General features: G+C 66.3%; 13 protein-coding genes and 1 pseudogene. 2 read left to right on the plus strand and 12 right to left on the minus strand.

Features of this window, described 5'->3' with window-relative positions:
- Positions 1-6 precede the first annotated feature (6 nt).
- From OQ789_RS10145 to OQ789_RS10165, 5 genes are read right to left on the minus strand one after another with little or no spacing between them, the layout of a single operon-like run.
- Positions 7-1,959, minus strand: coding sequence for a galactan 5-O-arabinofuranosyltransferase (locus OQ789_RS10145; RefSeq protein WP_324685406.1), 1,953 nt, complete (start codon positions 1,957-1,959; stop codon positions 7-9).
- Positions 1,960-1,961: 2 nt separating this feature from the next.
- A complete protein-coding gene (locus OQ789_RS10150; RefSeq protein WP_324685408.1) occupies positions 1,962-2,729 on the minus strand; it encodes a decaprenylphospho-beta-D-erythro-pentofuranosid-2-ulose 2-reductase in 768 nt (255 codons plus the stop codon).
- On the minus strand, positions 2,730-4,112 hold the full coding sequence (locus OQ789_RS10155) for an FAD-binding oxidoreductase (RefSeq protein ID WP_324685410.1): 1,383 nt from the start codon (positions 4,110-4,112) through the stop codon (positions 2,730-2,732).
- 32 nt (positions 4,113-4,144) lie between these two features.
- Complete coding sequence (locus tag OQ789_RS10160; protein ID WP_324685412.1) at positions 4,145-4,573, minus strand: GtrA family protein; 429 nt, start codon at positions 4,571-4,573, stop codon at positions 4,145-4,147.
- 43 nt (positions 4,574-4,616) lie between these two features.
- Complete coding sequence (locus OQ789_RS10165; protein WP_324685413.1) at positions 4,617-5,096, minus strand: GreA/GreB family elongation factor; 480 nt, start codon at positions 5,094-5,096, stop codon at positions 4,617-4,619.
- A gap of 333 nt (positions 5,097-5,429) precedes the next feature.
- Here OQ789_RS10165 and OQ789_RS10170 point away from each other — a divergent pair, with 333 nt between their 5' ends.
- Both OQ789_RS10170 and OQ789_RS10175 read left to right on the plus strand, forming a co-directional pair.
- On the plus strand, positions 5,430-6,626 hold the full coding sequence (locus OQ789_RS10170) for a PPE family protein (protein ID WP_324685414.1): 1,197 nt from the start codon (positions 5,430-5,432) through the stop codon (positions 6,624-6,626).
- Positions 6,627-6,775: 149 nt separating this feature from the next.
- Positions 6,776-8,173, plus strand: coding sequence for a PPE family protein (locus OQ789_RS10175; RefSeq protein ID WP_324685464.1), 1,398 nt, complete (start codon positions 6,776-6,778; stop codon positions 8,171-8,173).
- Between the two features lie 199 nt (positions 8,174-8,372).
- Here the strand turns inward: OQ789_RS10175 and OQ789_RS10180 are convergent.
- The 7 genes and pseudogenes from OQ789_RS10180 to OQ789_RS10210 all read right to left on the minus strand — a co-directional run.
- Positions 8,373-10,283 (minus strand): annotated as a pseudogene (locus tag OQ789_RS10180) (APC family permease); the annotation flags it as partial.
- Positions 10,284-10,300: 17 nt separating this feature from the next.
- Complete coding sequence (locus OQ789_RS10185; RefSeq protein ID WP_420716078.1) at positions 10,301-12,613, minus strand: amino acid permease; 2,313 nt, start codon at positions 12,611-12,613, stop codon at positions 10,301-10,303.
- A gap of 161 nt (positions 12,614-12,774) precedes the next feature.
- Positions 12,775-13,605: an ABC transporter permease gene (locus tag OQ789_RS10190; protein ID WP_324685416.1), complete on the minus strand. Its 831-nt coding sequence runs from the start codon at positions 13,603-13,605 to the stop codon at positions 12,775-12,777.
- Entirely contained in the window at positions 13,602-14,519 is a 918-nt protein-coding gene (locus OQ789_RS10195) for a glycosyltransferase family 2 protein (RefSeq protein WP_324685417.1), read from the minus strand. The genes OQ789_RS10190 and OQ789_RS10195 overlap by 4 nt, the downstream gene beginning before the upstream one ends.
- A complete protein-coding gene (locus OQ789_RS10200; RefSeq protein WP_324685418.1) occupies positions 14,512-15,321 on the minus strand; it encodes an ABC transporter ATP-binding protein in 810 nt (269 codons plus the stop codon). Before OQ789_RS10200 ends, OQ789_RS10195 begins: the two co-directional genes overlap by 8 nt.
- Positions 15,322-15,336: 15 nt before the next feature.
- Positions 15,337-15,855: a bacterial proteasome activator family protein gene (locus tag OQ789_RS10205; RefSeq protein ID WP_324685420.1), complete on the minus strand. Its 519-nt coding sequence runs from the start codon at positions 15,853-15,855 to the stop codon at positions 15,337-15,339.
- Positions 15,856-15,876: 21 nt separating this feature from the next.
- On the minus strand, positions 15,877-17,850 hold the full coding sequence (locus OQ789_RS10210) for a DUF6541 family protein (RefSeq protein WP_324685422.1): 1,974 nt from the start codon (positions 17,848-17,850) through the stop codon (positions 15,877-15,879).
- Between the last annotated feature and the right edge of the window lie 69 nt (positions 17,851-17,919).

Below are 17,919 nucleotides of genomic sequence, written 5' to 3' on the forward strand. Positions count from 1 at the left end.
CGGCGGTCACGTCCCGGGCTTGCGGATCGCCAGCACAAATGGGCCGACGCTCTGGACCGCGAACCGCGGGCTGTCGAACAGGGCTCCGCGCAGCTCGACGGTGTAGCGGCGCACGTTGGGCTGGTTGGGGTAGACGTCCTCGGCCAGCCGCAGCGTGTAGTTGCCGCCAGCGCCGCGGCGCATCAGGAACACCGTCGGGGGCGGCCAGGGGCAGGTGTCCAGGGCGTGGGTCAACTCGTCGGCGGTCTTGAGGTTGGACCATTTGTTGATCTGCGCGGCGCGCAGGTCGAACTGTGCGAGCGGGTTGGCGTAGTGGGACGTCAGGCCCTGGAAGCCCCAGTAGGGGTAGAAGGACAGGAAGCTGTAGTCGGCGGTCAGGACCACGGTCCGGTCGCGGGGCTTGCCGGTCACCTGCGTGATGGTGTGGTCGATAGTGGGGTAGAACTTCTCGGCGCTGGGCGGCCGCCGGTCGCCGCGCTGCCCGTGGCCGTCGGTGTCGGTGTAGGCGATGGTGAGGTCGGGCCGCAGCACGTCGGGGATGTCCTGGCTGAACGCGATCGCGGCGGCCAGGCCGACGGCGCCGGCCACCGGGACGACGGCGCGGCTGCCACCCCAGTCTCTGCGCGCCAGCGCGCGCAGGGCCTCGACGAACCCGAAGGCCCCCGCGGCGACCAGCAACACGCTCAGGGTCGGCTGCAGTCGGAACGACAACAGGGTGGTGCGGGCCAGCGTGGTGAGCATCGACAGCAGCGACCACAGATAGATCGCCAGCACGCCGATGGCCAGGGCGCCGGCCCGCACCGACGAGCGGGCCCGTAACACCAGCCACAGCGTCCCGAGCAGGCAGACGGCGCCCAGCAGCGTGAACTGCAGCATCGGGAACGTCAGCTCGGCGCCGTCGGCCGGCAGGTAGTGCATGGCGCTGCCGGAGTTGCTGACCGGGCTGCGCACCGCCCGCGCGACGAACGGCAACCACGTGGTGCACGCGATCGCCACGGCGATGCCGGCGATGACGGCCACCCGGCGCAGGGGGTCGAGGGCAGCTTTGACGCCGCTCCTGCGCCATCGCGTCGCCGCCAGCCACAGCGCCATCAACCCCACCGTGAAGGCGCTGAACCCGAACAGCAGCGTGTACCAGGTGGCGGTCCAGCCGAGGAACAGCCCGGCGGCGATCACCGCGGCCCAGCCGGGTCCTTTCCCGCCGAGCGTCACGCCAGCGTGGCCCTCAGCGTCGGGCGCCACGCTGGCGTGACGCCCGCGATCACCGGCGCGCAGGCCGGACCAGGTCAGCACCAGCATCGGGGGAAGCAGCACGGTGATCATCGCCGAGTAGGGCTCGGGCGAGCCGTAGGCGAGCGTCACCGCCGCGGTTGCCGTGGTGACGATCAGCGCGTATTCGAACCGGACCATGCGCCACCACAGCACCAGCGCGACCGCGACCGCGATGGTGATCGAGGTGATGGCCCACGGCTTGAAGATCTCCCACGCCGGTGTCCCCGCGAGCGCCGCGGCACGCCCGCCGACCCAGAACCAGCCCGGCGGGTAGTACGGCGGCAGACCGAGATAGGTCATGTCGCGCAGGGCGGGGCTGTCGGCCAGGCGGGTCAGGTATTCGGTGCGGAATTGCTGGTCGACGGAGATGCCGAACAGATACAGCTTGGTCGCCCCCAGCGGCATGCCCAGCGTCACGACGGTGAATGCGGACACGAACATCAGCCCGGCCAATCGGGTCAACAGCCGGGCGCCGGGACGGGCGCAGCGCCGCCACACCGAGCCGACGGCGACCAGGCCGGCCAGGCAGCCGACCTGCCCGACGGTGGTCAGCGCGTGCAGTTGATTGGAGGACGGAAAGGCGGGCCACTGCACCCTGGCGATGGCGGTCAGCGATATCGCCGCGACGGCCACCGCGACCAGCACCGCTAAGGCCATCTGGCCGAAGGTGGCCAGCGCGTTACGCATGCTCAGATGGGAAGCTTGCGGAAGATGGGACGCGGGACGTGTCGCAACACCATCATCACATAACGGAATGCTGCTGGTGCCCAAACCAATTCCTTACCGTTGGCGGCCGCGGTCACCGCGAGGTTGGCGACGTACTCCTTGTCGACGGTCAGCGGCGCTTCCTTGACATGCGCGCTCATCCGGGTACGCACCTGGCCGGGCCGGATCACCAGGACGTGAACCCCGTACTCGCGCAACGCTTCTCCGAGACCCAGGTAGAACCCGTCCAGTCCGGCCTTGGTGGAGCCGTAGACGAAGTTGGAGCGCCGTACCCGCTCGCCGGCCGCCGAGCTCATCGCGATGATCTGGCCGAAGCCCTGGGCGCGCATCTTCTCGGCGAGCAGCACCCCCACCGAAACCGCTGCGGTGTAGTTGATTTCGGCGGCCAGCACGGCCTTGTGCTGGTTCTGCCACAGCTCCTCGGCGTCACCGAGGATGCCGAAGGCAACGATGGCCACATCGATGTCGCCGCCGGCGTTGAACGCCTCGTCGATCATCTTCGGGTGGGTGTCGGGGTCGGTGGCTTCGAAATCGATCAGCTCCACCGACCGCGCGCCGGCGGCCTTCATCTGCGCCACGGCGGCGTCGCGGCCCGGGTCGTTGGGCATGGCGGCCAGCACGATTCGCGCGTGCGCGTTCTGCAGGTAGCGTTCGCAGATGGCCAGCCCGATCTCGGAGGTGCCGCCGAGCAGCAGAATGGTCTGCGGATTTCCCACGGCGTCTAACACCATTTAGAGCAGCTCCAAACGTCGGGCCATGTCCGAGGCGAACACCCGTAAGGGGTCGACCTTGCGGCGCACCGCGATCCATTCGTCGATGCGCGGATACATGGCGTGAAAGGTTTCTGCGCTGACACGGGAGTCTTTGGCGGTATAGACCCGCCCGCCGAATTCCAGTGCGCGCCGGTCGAGTTCGTTGAGGAACTCGTTGATCCCGGGCTTGTTGGGGAAGTCCATCGCGACGTTCCAACCGGCCATGGGGAAACTCAGAGGTGCACGGTTGCCCGAGCCGAAAAGCTTGAAGACGTTCAGCGCCGAGTAGTGGCCGGCAGTTTGGATCCAGCGGATGATCGCCTTGAATTCGTCCATCGCGTTCGGTGGAACCAGGAACTGATGCTGGGCGAAACCCCTTGGGCCGTAAGCATTGTTCCAGCCGCTGACCAGGTCCAGCATGTGGTAGAACTGCGACAGGTTCTGGATCTTGCCCGAGTAGGTTCCGCCGAGGCGGTAATATGTCTCGCCGATGGCCATGAACGACAGCTTGTTCATCGCGCTGACCGGAAACAGGTTCGGCACCGTCAACAGCTGCGGCGCATCGAATTTCAGCGGGTTCTTGGCGAGTTTCTTCGGCAGTTGGTCCAGCTTCGCCAGGCTACCGCGGCTGACCGCGGCCCGGCCCAGCTTCGGTGGCGGACTGATCAGGTCGAACCAGGCACTGGAGTAGGTGTAGTTGGCCTCGCTGCCGTCGAGGTGGACGGCCACCGTCTCGTCGAGATCCTTGGTGGCCACGCCGTCGGCGATGAAGTACGCCGTCTCCGTCGGAGTCATGGCGATGGTCGCGCGCAGCACGATCCCGGTCAGACCGTTGCCCCCGACGGTGGCCCAGAACAGCTCGGCGTCGTCCCCGTCGGGGGTGAGGGTGCGCACGGAGCCGTCGGCCATGAGCAGGTCCATCGATCGCACGTGGTTGCCGAAGCTCCCGGCGCTGTGGTGGTTCTTGCCGTGGATGTCGCAGGCGATCGCCCCGCCCACGGTGACCTGGCGGGTGCCCGGCAGCACCGGGACCCACAGCCCGAACGGGAGCGCCGCCTTCATCAGCTGGTCCAGGCTGACCCCGGCGTCGACATCGACCAGCCGGGTGTCGGCGCTGATCGAGTGGATGCGGTTGAGCCCGGTCATGTCGATCACCAGGCCGCCGCCGTTTTGCGCGTTGTCGCCGTAGGACCGGCCCAGCCCGCGGGCGATCACGCCCCGGCCGCCCGAGTCGGCCACCCGGGCCACGGCCTTGGCGATCACCTCGGGATCGCGGCTGGACAGCACCTGGGCCACCGACGGTGCGGTGCGCCCAAAGCCCATCAGGCGGGTGGGCTTGGTCACGGGATCGGTGCTCGACATCGTCAAAGAGGGTACCGCCTGCCGAAGGCGGCTCAGTGGATGCGGAAGATTACGGCCCGCTGCACGACGAAGTTGATCACCGTGGCGGTGCCCTGCGCGATCACGAACGCGACCAGGGGAGCCCAGCCGCGGTAGTGCAGAAGCGCCAGGAACAGATGGTTGAGCCCGACCTGGACGGCGAACGTGATGGCGTAGAGAACCATGACCGCGACGAAGCGGGCCGTGCTGGGGGTCGCCTGAAAGGTCCAGCGGCGGTTGATCAGGTAGGCGGTGATGGTGCCGACGACGAAGCTGGTCGCCTTGGACATATCGACCTGTACGCCGAGGACCTTCCACAGCAACAGGTAGAGCCCGAAGTCCACGATGCCCGCCAGGCCGCCGGTCACCACGAAGCGCGTGACCTGCGTCGTCAGGCTCAGGCGCGCCGGCGCGGTTGCGTTAGCGGGCTCGGGGGGAAGCATCGAGGGGAGTCTAACGGGGCCGCGGGGCACTTCCCGGCAACCATCAGGAGGGCAGCTTGACCGAGATCAGCTCGACCTGGTTCTCACCCTGCGGCGTCGAGTACGTCACGGTGTCGCCGGGTTTGCGCCCGGCCAGCGCCTGGGCCAGCGGGCTGCGCGCCGTCAACGTTTCGGCCTCCCGCCCGACGGGCGTTTCCTCGACGATGGAGATCACGTGCATCGTGACGATTTCGCCGTCGGCGAACTTCAGGGTCACCTCGGTGCCGCCGGGCAGCGTCTCCGTCGCGTCCGCGTCCGAAGGCCCGGCCCGCAGGCGCCGGTCCAACTCGCCGATCCGGTCGGTGAGCACGACCAGTTCCTCGGCGCGCTGGATCGCCTCGGCCGCGTCGCCGTGATCGCCCACCATGCCGCGGTCGTTCTTGACCTCGGCCTCGAGACGGTCGCGCCGCTGCCGTAGCCGGTCCAGCTCGGCGGCGAGGTTGTTCCGCGCGGCGTCCGCTGCTGATTGACGTTTGTTGCTCACGTCCGTGGACCTTTCGCCTGGTCACCGCGCGGTTGATTTGTGGCGTTCCAGTGTTACACCGGGAGCAGGTCGCCGTCACCTCTATCGAGAAAGGCACCCATTCGGGGCCGGCCCTCGCGTCAGTGCGTCGGCAAGAAACGGTTCGTCAAACTCATTGGTCACCCGGATCCAGGTACCCGGTGTGTCGACGGGCCGTCTCGGGCGGCGGTAATTATAAGCTAGGAGAGCAAAGGCCGCAGGTGGAATCGTTTACAAGAAGTCAGTGCGGGTATACCCACAAGTCCGTAATGGCTGTGGCGCAGGTCACATCGTGGACGGGGAGGGATCACACCGGTGGATTTCGGTCTGATGCCACCGGAGATCAATTCCGGTCGCATGTATACCGGTCCAGGGCCTGGCCCGATGTTGGCTGCGGCGGCGGCGTGGGACGTTTTGGCCGCCGAGTTGCACTCCACGGCGGCCTCCTACTCCTCGGTGATTTCGGGGCTGACAGCTGAGTGGCGGGGTCCTTCGTCGGCCACGATGGCGGCCGCGGCCGCGCCGTATAGCGGATGGTTGAGCACGACCGCCGCCCAGGCCGAGCAGACCGCAAATCAGGCCAGGGCGGCAGTGGCCGCGTACGAAGCCGCTTTTGCGGCAACGGTTCCCCCGCCGGTCATCGCGGCGAATCGCAGCCTGCTCATGTCTCTGATCGCGACGAACATCGTCGGGCAGAATACCCCGGCAATCGCGGCGACCGAGGCCCAGTACGCCGAGATGTGGGCCCAGGACGCGGCCGCGATGTACGGGTATGCCGGCTCGTCGGCGAGCGCGGCGCAGCTGGCTCCGTTCAGCCCGTCGCCGCGCACCACCAATGCGGCAGGGACCACCGAACAAGCCGTGGCGGTCACTCAGGCCGCCGGGACGAACGCGCAGACGCTGCCTCAGCTGACCGCTGCGGCACCCCAGACGCTACAAAGCCTGGCAACGCCTGCGCCCGCTGCTGCATTGGCCGATCCGCCATCGGCCTCACCGCTGGACGATCTCTTGGCTTTCGGCTTCGGGCCCTTTAATCCGATGCACATATATTCGCCCCTCGGATCCATGTACGACCTCGGTGTCCAGTCCTTTCTCGCTCCCTTCAACAACTTCAACATGCAAGTGGCGTACGCGGGCGCCGTCGGGCGGGCGGGATTCCCGATCGCCGCGGTGGGCCGCGGAATCGCGGTGGGGCCGACGGGCGGAGCGGTATCGGCGGGCTTGGGACGAGCCGGCTTGGTCGGAAGCCTGTCGGTACCCCAGGGTTGGGCCAGCGCCGCACCGGCGATGAGGACGGTCGCCGTCGTGTTGCCGCAGACCGGTCTTGATGCCCTGCCCGCGGCGGCCGCGGCGGAGGGCCAGGGAAGCCTGTTGAGCAATATGGCCCTGTCGGGTTTGGCGGGGCGGACCGCGGTCGGCACCGGCGGCGCCGTCACCCGCTCCGCCGGCGCGGGCGCTATTACCGGCGGGACCGCCACCACCGCGACCATCATCGTGATTCCCGAAGACTGACCGCCGTTGCGGCGTGCGTCGCCCATCCGTCCACACCTACGAGCCAAGGAGATGCAGATGTCAATCGCAGCCACTCCGGGCACCACCGAGACGTCGTATGCGGCGACCGGGTCCGCCGACGCGGTAGCGGCAGGCTGAGGGTCATGGCGATGGATTTCGGGATATTGCCGCCGGAGATCAATTCCGCCCGTATGTATTCCGGTCCCGGGTCGGGGCCGATGCTGGCCGCCGCCGCGGCCTGGGACGGGCTGGCCGCCCAGCTGCGTGCGACGGCGGCTTCCTACTCGTCGGTGATCTCGGGGTTGACCGCCGGCTGGCTGGGTCCTTCATCGACGGCGATGGCGGCCGCGGCGGCACCGTACGCGGCGTGGATGAACACCACTGCCGCGCAAGCCGAGCAGACCGCGGCACAGGCCCGCGCGGCCGCCGCAGCTTACGAGACGGCGTTTGCGGGCACGGTCGCACCGCCGCTGATCGCGGTCAACCGCGCCGAGCTGGCACAGCTGGTCGCGACCAATGTTGTCGGGCAGAACACGCCGGCGATCGCCGCCGTCGAGGCGCAGTACGCGGACATGTGGGCCCAAGACGCCGCCACGATGTACGGCTATGCCGGCGAGTCCGCGAGCGCAGCACAGGTGACGCCGTTCACCCCGGCGCCGCAGACCACCAACCCCGACGGGCCGGCTGCCCAATCTGCCACGGCGACCCAGACCGCCGGCACATCGGCCCGTACAGGCGCGCAGTCGATGTTGTCGCAGTTGACGTCGCAGCCGCTTGCGGCGCCCTCGTCGCCGCAACCCTTCGCGGCGCCCGCCGCGACCGATCCATCCACGCTGCCGAGTTCGCTGGCCAGCCTGAACACGACTCCGCTGGGGACGGCCCTCAGGCTGTTTGAATTCGTGAGCCCAGCGAGCCTGCCGGGCAGGAACGCATTGGTGAGCAGTACCCTGGGTTTCGGGCTGCTGACGCGGGGATTCAACACCGGCGAGGTCCCGGTCCCGTTGGTGCCGGGAGTGCTTTACAACCCGACTGCGGTCGCGGCCGGGTCGGTATCGGCGGTGAGTCTGGGTGAGGCGAGCACGGTGGGGGCGTTGTCGGTGCCACCGAGCTGGGCTGCGGCCACCCCGGCGGTCAGACTGGCCGCCACCGTGTTGCAGGGCACCGGCCAGGCTGCGGTACCTCTGGCCGCGGTGGAAAGCGGCGGCAATATGTTTGGTCAGATGGCGCTGGCGGGTCTGGCTGGTGGCGCTGCCGGCGGAGCCGTTGCCCGCGCTTCGGCGAAAACTCCTGCAAGAGAAGAGGGTTCCAGATCGGCCGACAGTAAGGACAGCGCGGGCAAAGATAAGGAAAGCAAGACGTCCGAGAAACTTACGCGTGTCCTCGCGGAGATATCGGCAGAACCGGAGTCGGTGCAGCATTGGCACACCGACAAGGCGCACCTCGACGGCCTTCTCGCGCAGCTGTCGACGAAACCGGGAGTCCACGCCGTTCACGTGTCTTCCCGCCACCAACCGGACCCCCCGCCACCCCGCCCGCGGTGGGGCTGAGCGAACGCAGGTGTGCCACGGGATGTCGTCCGCCGGCGCGTGTTCGTACCGGGACACTATGCCGCGTCAACACCGGACAATGCCGCCGCGGTAAGCGCTTTCGGTGTCGACGAGAGTTGTGGTCGCCGTCTTTCACCCGAGTCCTCTAGGCAGTCGACGCCGGTCCAGTCGGCTCAGCCGCGTCGCGGGGGTGATGACCGTTGTGTACGTCAAAGGGCACGATTGTCGCGGCGGCGTTCGGCGACCGGCTGACGGCCTTGGCGATTGCGTCGGCGGTGCGGTCGTGGAGCACTCTTCCGAGGAGGCCATATGCGCGGCGCGGCAGCAGTACGGTCACCTCTGTATCCGGACGCGTGTCTCGCTCGCTGAGGATCAGCTCTTGTGCGGCCCGGGTCAGCTGACGGTCGGGGCAATCGATCACGCGTAGGGGAGTGTCGAGATCGTAACGGCGCCAAAGCTTCCGCAGGCGCTGTGCGTGCTCCGCATCGATCATGAAGTGCACCGCGGTCAGCTCGTCGGCCCGCAGGTCTTTCCCGTAGCGCAGCGCTTCGAGCGTCGCGATGTCCACGGTGTTGACACAGAGGAACACATCGTGTTTCGCGTACCTTTCCTCGTCGGGGCGGTCGGTGCGATCCTTTTCGAGGATCGCGGCTTCAGCCCGGTACTGGTTGTTGAGCCGGATGAACACGAACACCAGAACGGGGAAGACGACGACGATGAGCCAGGCTCCTTCGGTGAACTTGGCCACGGCGAAGATTCCCACCACGATCGTCGACGTGATACCGGCGGACAGATTGATCGCCAGTTTGTATCGCCAACCCGGCGGACGTTGGGTCAGATGGTGTTTGGTCATCCCGTAGCCGGCCATCGCGAACGCGGTGAACACGCCCATCGCGTATAGCGGTATCAGTGCGTGCAGCGACGCGCGGGTCACCAGCAGCAGCACAACGGCCAGCGCGGTGAGCGTGACGATGCCGTTGGAGAACACCAGGCGGTGTCCTCGTTTGGTGAGCGGCCGAGGCAGGAAACGGTCGGCGGCAACAAAACTGGCGAGTGCCGGAAACCCGTTGAAGGCGGTGTTGGCGCCGGTGAACAGGATCGCTGCGGTGGCCGCCTGGACCAGGAAGTACAAGGCGTGCCCGATCGCCCCGTTGCCGAAAACGGTCCGGGCGATCTCGGCCAGCATTGACGGATACTCGCTGGTATAGGGAATGACGTGGGTGTGGTGTGCAAGGTAGGCCACCCCCATCAGCAAGAACCCGATGATGCACGCTATCGCGGTCAATGCGCGGCGCGCGTTGGGGCCCTGTGGCTTACGGAAGACATCGACTGTATTGGAAATCGCCTCGATCCCGGCCATCGAGGTGGTGCCATGGGCGAAGGCCCGCAGCAATACCAGAATCGTCGCCCCCATCACCAGTCCACCGCCCTGATGTACCGGCACCAGCCCGCTGGTGTGATGCGGGACGTAACGGGGTAGACCCCAAAAGATTTCGCGGATTACGCCGGTCGCGATCGTCACCGCCAGCATGGTGATGAAGCCGTAGGTCATCACGGCGAACACTCGGCCCGACTGTCGCAGTCCGCGCAGGTTGACATAACAGGTCAGCAGCACTGCAGCCACCGAGATTTCCAAATGGTACGGGCGAAGCTGAGGTATTGCCGTGACTACCGCGACCGTGCCGGCCGCAGGCTGCACCGCCACGGTGACCACGTAGTCGATCAACAATGCGGCGGCGGCGATCTGGGCCATCCGGGGCCCCAAGTTCTCCCGCGCGACCACGTACGATCCGCCGGCTCGCGTGTAGGCCATCAGAACCTGGCGATACGACGCGGTCACCAACGCGAGAATCAGCAGAATGACCCCGGCGATCGGGAGCACCAACACGAATGCGGCCAGTCCGGCCTGCGGTAGCAGTTCTACCACGATCTGTTCGGGACCGTAGGCTATCGACGAGATCGCGTCTGGCGCAATAGCGCCCAGCGCAACAGGATTCGATAGAGTTTCCGATTCCAGGCGTTCGCTGATCAGTGGCTTGCCCAGAAATACGCGCTTCCACCGGTCTCCGATCGACGCCGGGATGCTCAGGCGGCGAGCCGATGTGGTCATAAAGCTCACCTCCTTGTTCACCCGACTACTCGGTATGTGGGGTCGGCAATGCACACTGCTTCGTGGTCTGCGTTGCGGTGTACCTCTCCGGTGAATTGCAGCAGTTGGCCGGGCATGATGTCTGCGCCACCGCAATCGGGTGCGAAGGTGATGCGGATCTGCCCGCTTTCGTCGCCGACCACCATCGAACGCGAGGTCCGGCTCCGTTGGGTGAACTCCTCGACTTCACTGACCCTGCCTTCGATCGTCGCACTGCGCCCGGGAACGAGGCTGTCGATCGCGACCACCGCCGTGGGCCGTTCCGGGTGTTCATAGGAAGCCACTTTCCGGCTCTCGCCCCGCCAGATCCGCTGCTCGATCCGAGCGAATTCGTCGGCTATTCGCGGTCCCACGCTGTTGGGGAACGCCTCGCTGATCTCGGACTGCACGTCGTAGGGCACGATCGTGGCGGCCGCGTTCGGGATCCGGCTGACCGCCTTGGCGATCTTGTCGGCCGTGCGGTCGTGAAGCAGTCGTTCGAAGGGGCCGTATGCCCGGCGTGGCAGCAATATCGTGACACTCGTATCCGGATGTTCCTGTTGTTCGGTCGCAACCAGCTCCTGTGCGGCCGCGGTCACGTGGCGGTCCGGACAATCCAGCACGCGCAGCGGCGTTTCGAGATCGAAGCGTTCCCAAAGCTCTTGCAGGCGCCGGGCATGTTCCGCGTCGATCACGAAATGCACGGCGATCAACTGGTCGGGTTTGAGGACCTTCCCGTAGCGCAGCGCTTCGAGTGTTGCGATGTCGACCGTGTCGACACAGGCGAACACGTGGTGTCGCGCCCCATTTTGCAGGGTCTTGTGATCGGCGTGGAAGTCGCTGAGAACGGCGGCCTCGGAGCGGTACTCGCGATTGAGCCGTATCAGTACGAATACCAGCACGGGGAATACGACAACTATCAGCCAGGCGCCCTCGGTGAACTTGGCTACCGCGAAGATCCCCACCACGATGGTCGACATGATCCCTGCGGACAGGTTGATCGCCAGCTTGTGTCGCCAGCCGCGTTCACGCTGGATGAGATGGTGTTTGGTCATCCCGTAGCCGGCGGTGGCGAAGCCGGTGAACACGCCGATCGCGTAAAGCGGCACCAAGGATTGGACCGTGCCGCCGGTGAACACCAGCAACGCCACCGACAGCGCCGTCAGGGCGATGATGCCGTTGGAGAACACCAACCGGTGCCCGCGCTTGATGAGTTGGCGCGGCAGAAACCGGTCTTCCGCGACGAAGCTGGCCAGCGCGGGGAATCCGTTGAAGCTGCCGTTGGCACCGGTGAACAGGATGGCGGCGGTCGATGCCTGGACGAGGATATGCATGCTGCTGCCGATCAGGCCGTGGCCGAAGACGGCCCGGGTAACCTGCGAGAGCACCGAGGGGTATTCGTCGACATATGGGGTGGCGTGCGTGGCGTAGGCCAGGTAGCCGACTCCGGCCAGCAAGAAGCCGAGGATGCAGGCCATCGTGGTAATCACCCGCCGTGCGTTCGGGCCCTGCGGATCGCGAAAGATATTGACCGTGTTCGAGATCGCTTCCACGCCTGTCAGCGACGAACCGCCATTGGCGAACGCCCGCAGAATCACCAGCACGGTGGCGCCCATCACCAGACCGTTGCCTTGATGGACCGGCACGGTCCCCGGCATGTGCTGCGGATCGTATTCGGCTAAACCCCAGAAGAGTTCGCGGATGACTCCGGTGACGATCGTCAGGGTGATCAGAGCAACGAACGAGTAGGTGGCCACGGCGAACGGTCGACCGGCTTCCCGCACGCCGCGCAGATTCAGGTAGCTGATGACGATCACCATGCCGATGGTGATCTCCAAGCTGTAGGGTCCGAGTGCGGGCAGAGCGGAGGCCACCGCGACCGTGCCCGCGGACGTCTGCACCGCCACCGTCACGACGTAATCGATGAGCAATGCCGCCGCCGCGATCTGCGCCACCCGCGGCCCGAAATTCTCGCGTGTGACGATGTAGGAGCCGCCGGCCTGTGTGTAGGCCATGACGACCTGTCGATAGGAGGCGGCCACCAGCGCCAGAACGATGATGATGACGCCAGTGGTCGGCAGTAACAAGACGAAGGCAGCCAGTCCGGCATGCGGCACCAGCTCGACCAGGATTTGCTCGGGGCCGTAGGCGGTCGAGGAGATCGCGTCGGGTGACAGCGCACCGAGGGCAACCGGGTTTGACAATCGCTCGGACTCGAGCGCCTCGGTGATCAGCGGCTTGCCCAAAAAGATTCGCTTGCACACCTGAGAAAATGACAGCGACACACCGCGCGAGCGAACGGATTTGGTCACAATCACGTCCGTACCCGGTTGTCGGCCTATCGAAAGCTTGTGATTGATGGGAATGTGCTGATTAAAAGCTCAAAGGAAAAGCGCTCACGAACCGGTGGTCCGACAATGCCCTGGAGACTCCCCGGCGAACAGCCGTCACCGGGCCGCGCCCGAAAAGCCCGCTATACCCAGTAGGGCACCCGGGCGCGGTATTGGCGCATCGCGATCGCGGCGAGCAACCAGCCGACGGCCGTCAATACCAGCACCACGGCCCAGTGCCGCAGCTCCTGGTGCGACCCCAGCAGGGGGGCGCGAACGATATCCAGATAGTGCAGCAGCGGATTGAGTTCGACGATATTCGACCAGCGTCCGGCGCCCTGCTGCCGCAGGGTGTCGTCATTCCAGATGATCGGCGTCATGAAGAACAGCAGCTGCACGATCGAAAACAGTAACGGGCCGATGTCGCGATAGCGGGTCGCCAGGATGCCGAAACACAGTGACACCCATATGCAATTGAGCACGATCAGCGCCAACGCCGGGATCACCGAGAGATCGGCCCACGACCACGGTTTGGGGAAGATCATCGCGATGACGACGTAGATCACGATGTTGTGCGCGAACAGGATCATCTGTCGCCAGACCAGCCGGTAGACGTGCACGCTCAGCGGCGTCGGCAACTGCTTGATCAGTCCCTCGTTGGCGACGAAGACGTCGGCGCCCTCGAGGATGGCGGCGTTGATCAGGTTCCAGATGATCAGCCCCAGCGTCACATACGGAAGATGCAACGACAGCTCCAGATGGAACAGCTTGGAGTACAAGCCGCCCATCGCGACGGCCGTGGTTCCGGTCGCGATGGTGATCCAGAACGGCCCCAGCACCGAGCGGCGATAACGCTGCTTGATGTCCTGCCACCCCAGATGCAGCCAGAGCTCGTGGCGGCGGAAGCCGTCGACCAGGTCACCGCGGGCGCGGGTGAGGGTGCGCGACTGTGCCGCCGCGTCGACGAACGTCATGTGCGCCGCTCCTCCTGCTTGCCGAACTGCTCGCGACGCCCCAAGCGCCGCAACCGGATCCATTCCAGCAGACCGCGCGGGTCGCGACGGCTCACCAGGAAGAACCAGCCGAAGCGCACCCACTCCTGTACCAGCAGCTTGCGCAGGCCGGGCTGCGCAAGCAGGTAGCCGCGGTTGCGGTAGGTGTAGAACCGCTTGACGTCGTTGTCGGGATACTGGGTGTGCATCCGGCCCCCGAGGATCGGCCGGAACTCATCGGATCCGCAGGGGTGCAAGTAGATCGCGTCGAGGCAGGTCCCGAACGGCAGACCGGACCGAACCAGCCTGCGATGCATCTCCACCTCGTCACCGCGGATGAACAGGCGCACATCCGGAACGCCGACCGCGTCCAGGGTGGCGGCCCGGAACAGCGCCCCGTTGAACAGCGAGGCGATCCCGGGCAGTAGGTCCTGTCCCGCTTCGGTGCGCAATTCGCTTGCGCGCCTGCGCCATACTAGGCCGCGTCGCAGCGGGAACGCGAGGCGCTCCGGATCGTCGGAGTTGCAGACCATCGGGGACACCTCGGCGAGGCCGTGTTTTTCGGCGCAGGCCAGCAGGGTGGCCAGCACGCCCGAGTCCCGCGGATGCCCGTCGTCGTCGGCAAGCCACACCCAGTCGGCGCCCTCGGCCAGCGCGTGCAGCATGCCCAGCGCGAAACCCCCCGCGCCGCCAAGGTTTCGATGCGAACCCAGGTAGGTGGTCGGAACAGGCTGTCCGGCAACGAGTTCGCGGATCCGGCCGTCCCCCGGATAGTCGTTGTCCACCACGATGAGGTGATCGGGCTGCCGGGTCTGCGAGCTGAGCACGTCAAGCGACTTGGCCAGTTCGTCGGGGCGCCGGTGGGTGACCACGACGGCGAAGACGGTGTCAGTCATGGCTTCCGGCGGTCTCGGCCAGCACCTCGCGGACGTGCCGGGCCGCGTCCTCCCCTTCGTAGGCGCGCACCACGTCTTCGATGCCGCCGGACATGCGGATGACGCCGTGGTCGATCCACATCGCCGTCTTGCACAAGCGGGCCAGGAATTCGTTGGAATGGCTGGCGAACACCAGGATTCCGGAGCGCTCCACCAGGCTCTGCAACCGCGACTGGGCCTTTTTCAAGAAGTCGGCGTCCACCGCGCCGATGCCTTCATCGAGCAGCAGGATCTCGGGGTCGATGCTGGTCACCACGCCCATCGCCAGCCGCACGCGCATACCGGTGGAATACGTGCGTAGCGGCATCGACAGGTAGTCGCCCAGCTCGGTGAACTCCGCGATCTCGTCGACCTTGGACTGCATCTGCTTTCGCGTCTGTCCCAGGAACAGGCCGCGGATGATGATGTTCTCGTAGCCGGAGATCTCCGGGTCCATGCCGACGCCGAGGTCGAAGACCGGCGCAACCCGGCCGGTGACCGTCGCCCAGCCCCGAGTGGGTTCGTAAATGCCCGAAAGTAGCCGCAGCAGAGTCGATTTCCCCGCGCCGTTGTGGCCCACCAGGCCTACCCGGTCGCCCAGCTCGAGGGACAAGGTGATGTCGCGCAACGCCTCGATCACCACCACGTTGGAACTGTTGCGGCCGATCGTGCCGCCCGCCTTGCCCAAGAACGCCTTCTTCAGCGAGCGCGACTTGGCGTCGAAGATGGGAAACTCCACCCACGCGTTGTGCGTCTCGATGTGAGGACCGGAACCGGGCGCCATCGGTGCTGCGTCTGCTTACAGGTACTGACCGTGTCCGGGCGCGCCGCCCGGCTTGCCGATGCCCGGGGGAAGCGCGCCCTGGCGCATCTTTTCCAGCTGCGCGCGGGCGGCCATCTGCTGGGCGAACAGCGCGGTCTGGATGCCGTGGAACAGCCCTTCCAGCCAGCCGACCAGCTGCGCTTGGGCGATGCGCAACTCGGCGTCGGATGGCGCGGAGTCCTCGTTGAAGGGCAGGGTGAGGCGATCGAGCTCTTCACGCAGTTCCGGCGCCAGGCCCTCTTCCAGTTCCCGGATGCTGGTCGCGTGGATCTCGCGCAACCGGTTACGGCTGGCCTCGTCCAGCGGCGCGGCGCGCACCTCCTCGAGCAGTTGCTTGATCATGGTGCCGATTCGCATCACCTTCGCCGGCTGCTCGACCAGATCGGTCAGCGAACGCTCGTCGGCGTCGTCGTCGGCGAGCGCCATTATCCGCGGGTCGACGCCGCCGATGATTTCGACGTCACCATCGTCGGGGTCGTCGTTGCGGGTACTCAATCCTTCACCATCCTTTGTGGACTAGGAGTGTGGCGTCGCGCCGTTTCCGCGCCATTCATAGATTCGGGCGCCGCCATTGTCGTAGATCAACGCCCACGACTTCGACTTATCCAGTGACACTAGTCCTTCGGGTACGGCGAACCCCCGGACAGTCGGCGTGCTGGTGTAGATGTACCGGATATTGAGCGCTTTAATCGCCTCGAGAACCCGCGGATCGGAATCGCCTTTGCGGGCCGAGGTCCAGAAGACGTACCGGTTGGGGCCCGGACCCATCTGTTGCGGGAAGTCGTAGTGAGTCCACAGCGGATGCAGATCGGCGACGGCGTACATCCACGCGGTCCCGTCGGTGTTGCCGTTGCCGATCAACGTCTCGTGCGCGCCGGGCAGCTTGGACAGGTACGCCATCGCCATCAGGTCGCGCTGGTCGACGATCACCGAGTCGTATTTGTCGCCGAACAACACCAGGTGCCGATAGAGGTAGTGGCGCCCGCTGAGCACCGTGGTAGCCACCAGCAGCACCGCGGTCACGGCGACCCACGCGGGGGCGGGCAGCGGCCGGAATCGGCCGGTGACCCGTTTGGCGCCACACACCACGCCCACGACGATCGCGAACACCGCGGTACCGGCCATCGGCTCCAGCAGCAAGGTGATGGCCGCCGAGATCCGGCGTGGGTCTTTATAGAAGAACTCGCCGAACATCCCGGCCACTGCACCGATGGGGCCGCGCAGCGGATTTCCGGCGTCGACGTCGACCACCACTAGCACCAGCCACAGGGCGAGTGGCCACCAGATCTTCTTGACCAGGAAAATGACCCCGCCGATGGCCGTCACCACGATCAGCCCGTACTGCACCGGAAAGTCATTGAGGTGCCGAGAGTGCTGAAAGACGGCGTCGAAGAGTCCCCGCTTCTTGCTGAGGTAGGTCAAAAAGGAATGCCCGGCGATGATGTCTTCCTGCCCCTGGACGCTGATGAACTGCGGCAGCAGGATCAGCCCGGAGCACGCCGCGACGCAGGCCAGGGCGAGGAAATCGGCCAGCCTGCCACGCACCGGCCGCCACACAGCGTCCAGCAGCCACCAGGACACCAGGAACAGCAGCACGATCACCCCGCCGGTGATGTGCACCGACATGACGCCCACCCAGGCCAGGACGGCCGCCGGGATGCGGTCGCGGTGTCGCAGCGTGCTGGTGATCAGGACGAAAGCCGGCACCGCGACGCCGTATGCCGCCAGGTTGGGCATCGCGGCGACGCCGAACTCGACATAGGGGACCGCGGTGAACGACGCCGACAGCGCCGCCGCGGTGGCCGTCGCCCCGGCGCAGCGCCACTGCGTGGTGTGCGCCCGCAGCACATGCCAGGTGAGCATCGCCGCGCTGGTGGGGAACAGCCAGACCGATGCGGCGACCGAACTCAGCGTGTAGCCGGTGGTGGGCGCCGCGCCGGTCAGCTGGCAGAACACGGCGGTCAGGGCGTGGAACACCGACGGGTAGTACAGCGTCTTGTGGGTCTCGACGTTGCGGAGCTCGCCCATGTGTGTCGATGACGCCTGGCCGGTGTCCAGGATGAAACGCACCTCGTTGGCGTGCCACACGGCGTCCCAGGTGCTCGGGATGGTCTGCCAATGGGCGGCGAGGCCGCGGTAGGCGGCCCACATGATGAGCAGCGCGCCAAACAGCACGCCCGCCCCCACCGTGATGGCGGGCCAGCGGCTCACCGCGCGCGCTTCGGCTTCGCGGTCGCGGTAGCGGGTGAGCAGCAGCTGCAACCCGGTCATCAGCAGGCACACCACTACCAGCGCAGCCAGCGCGGTCCAGCCGTTCCATGGAATTCCGATGGCACCAAACGGAATAATGGCCAGCGCGACCACACCGTAGGTCAGCGCCGGGCCAACCGCGACAGCGACCGGCCAAGACAGCTGACTGATGCGTGCGATGATCGCCCCGGGCGCTATCAGCAAGAACAATGCAATGAGCGTTCCGAACCAGAGCCCCACTCGACTAGTATGGCTGGCCGGGTGCCCTGGCTCGGGAAGCCACCGATTGGCCGGAACGTCTGTGGCACT

It is taken from the genome of Mycobacterium sp. 94-17 (assembly GCF_035617725.1).
GTDB lineage: Bacteria > Actinomycetota > Actinomycetes > Mycobacteriales > Mycobacteriaceae > Mycobacterium.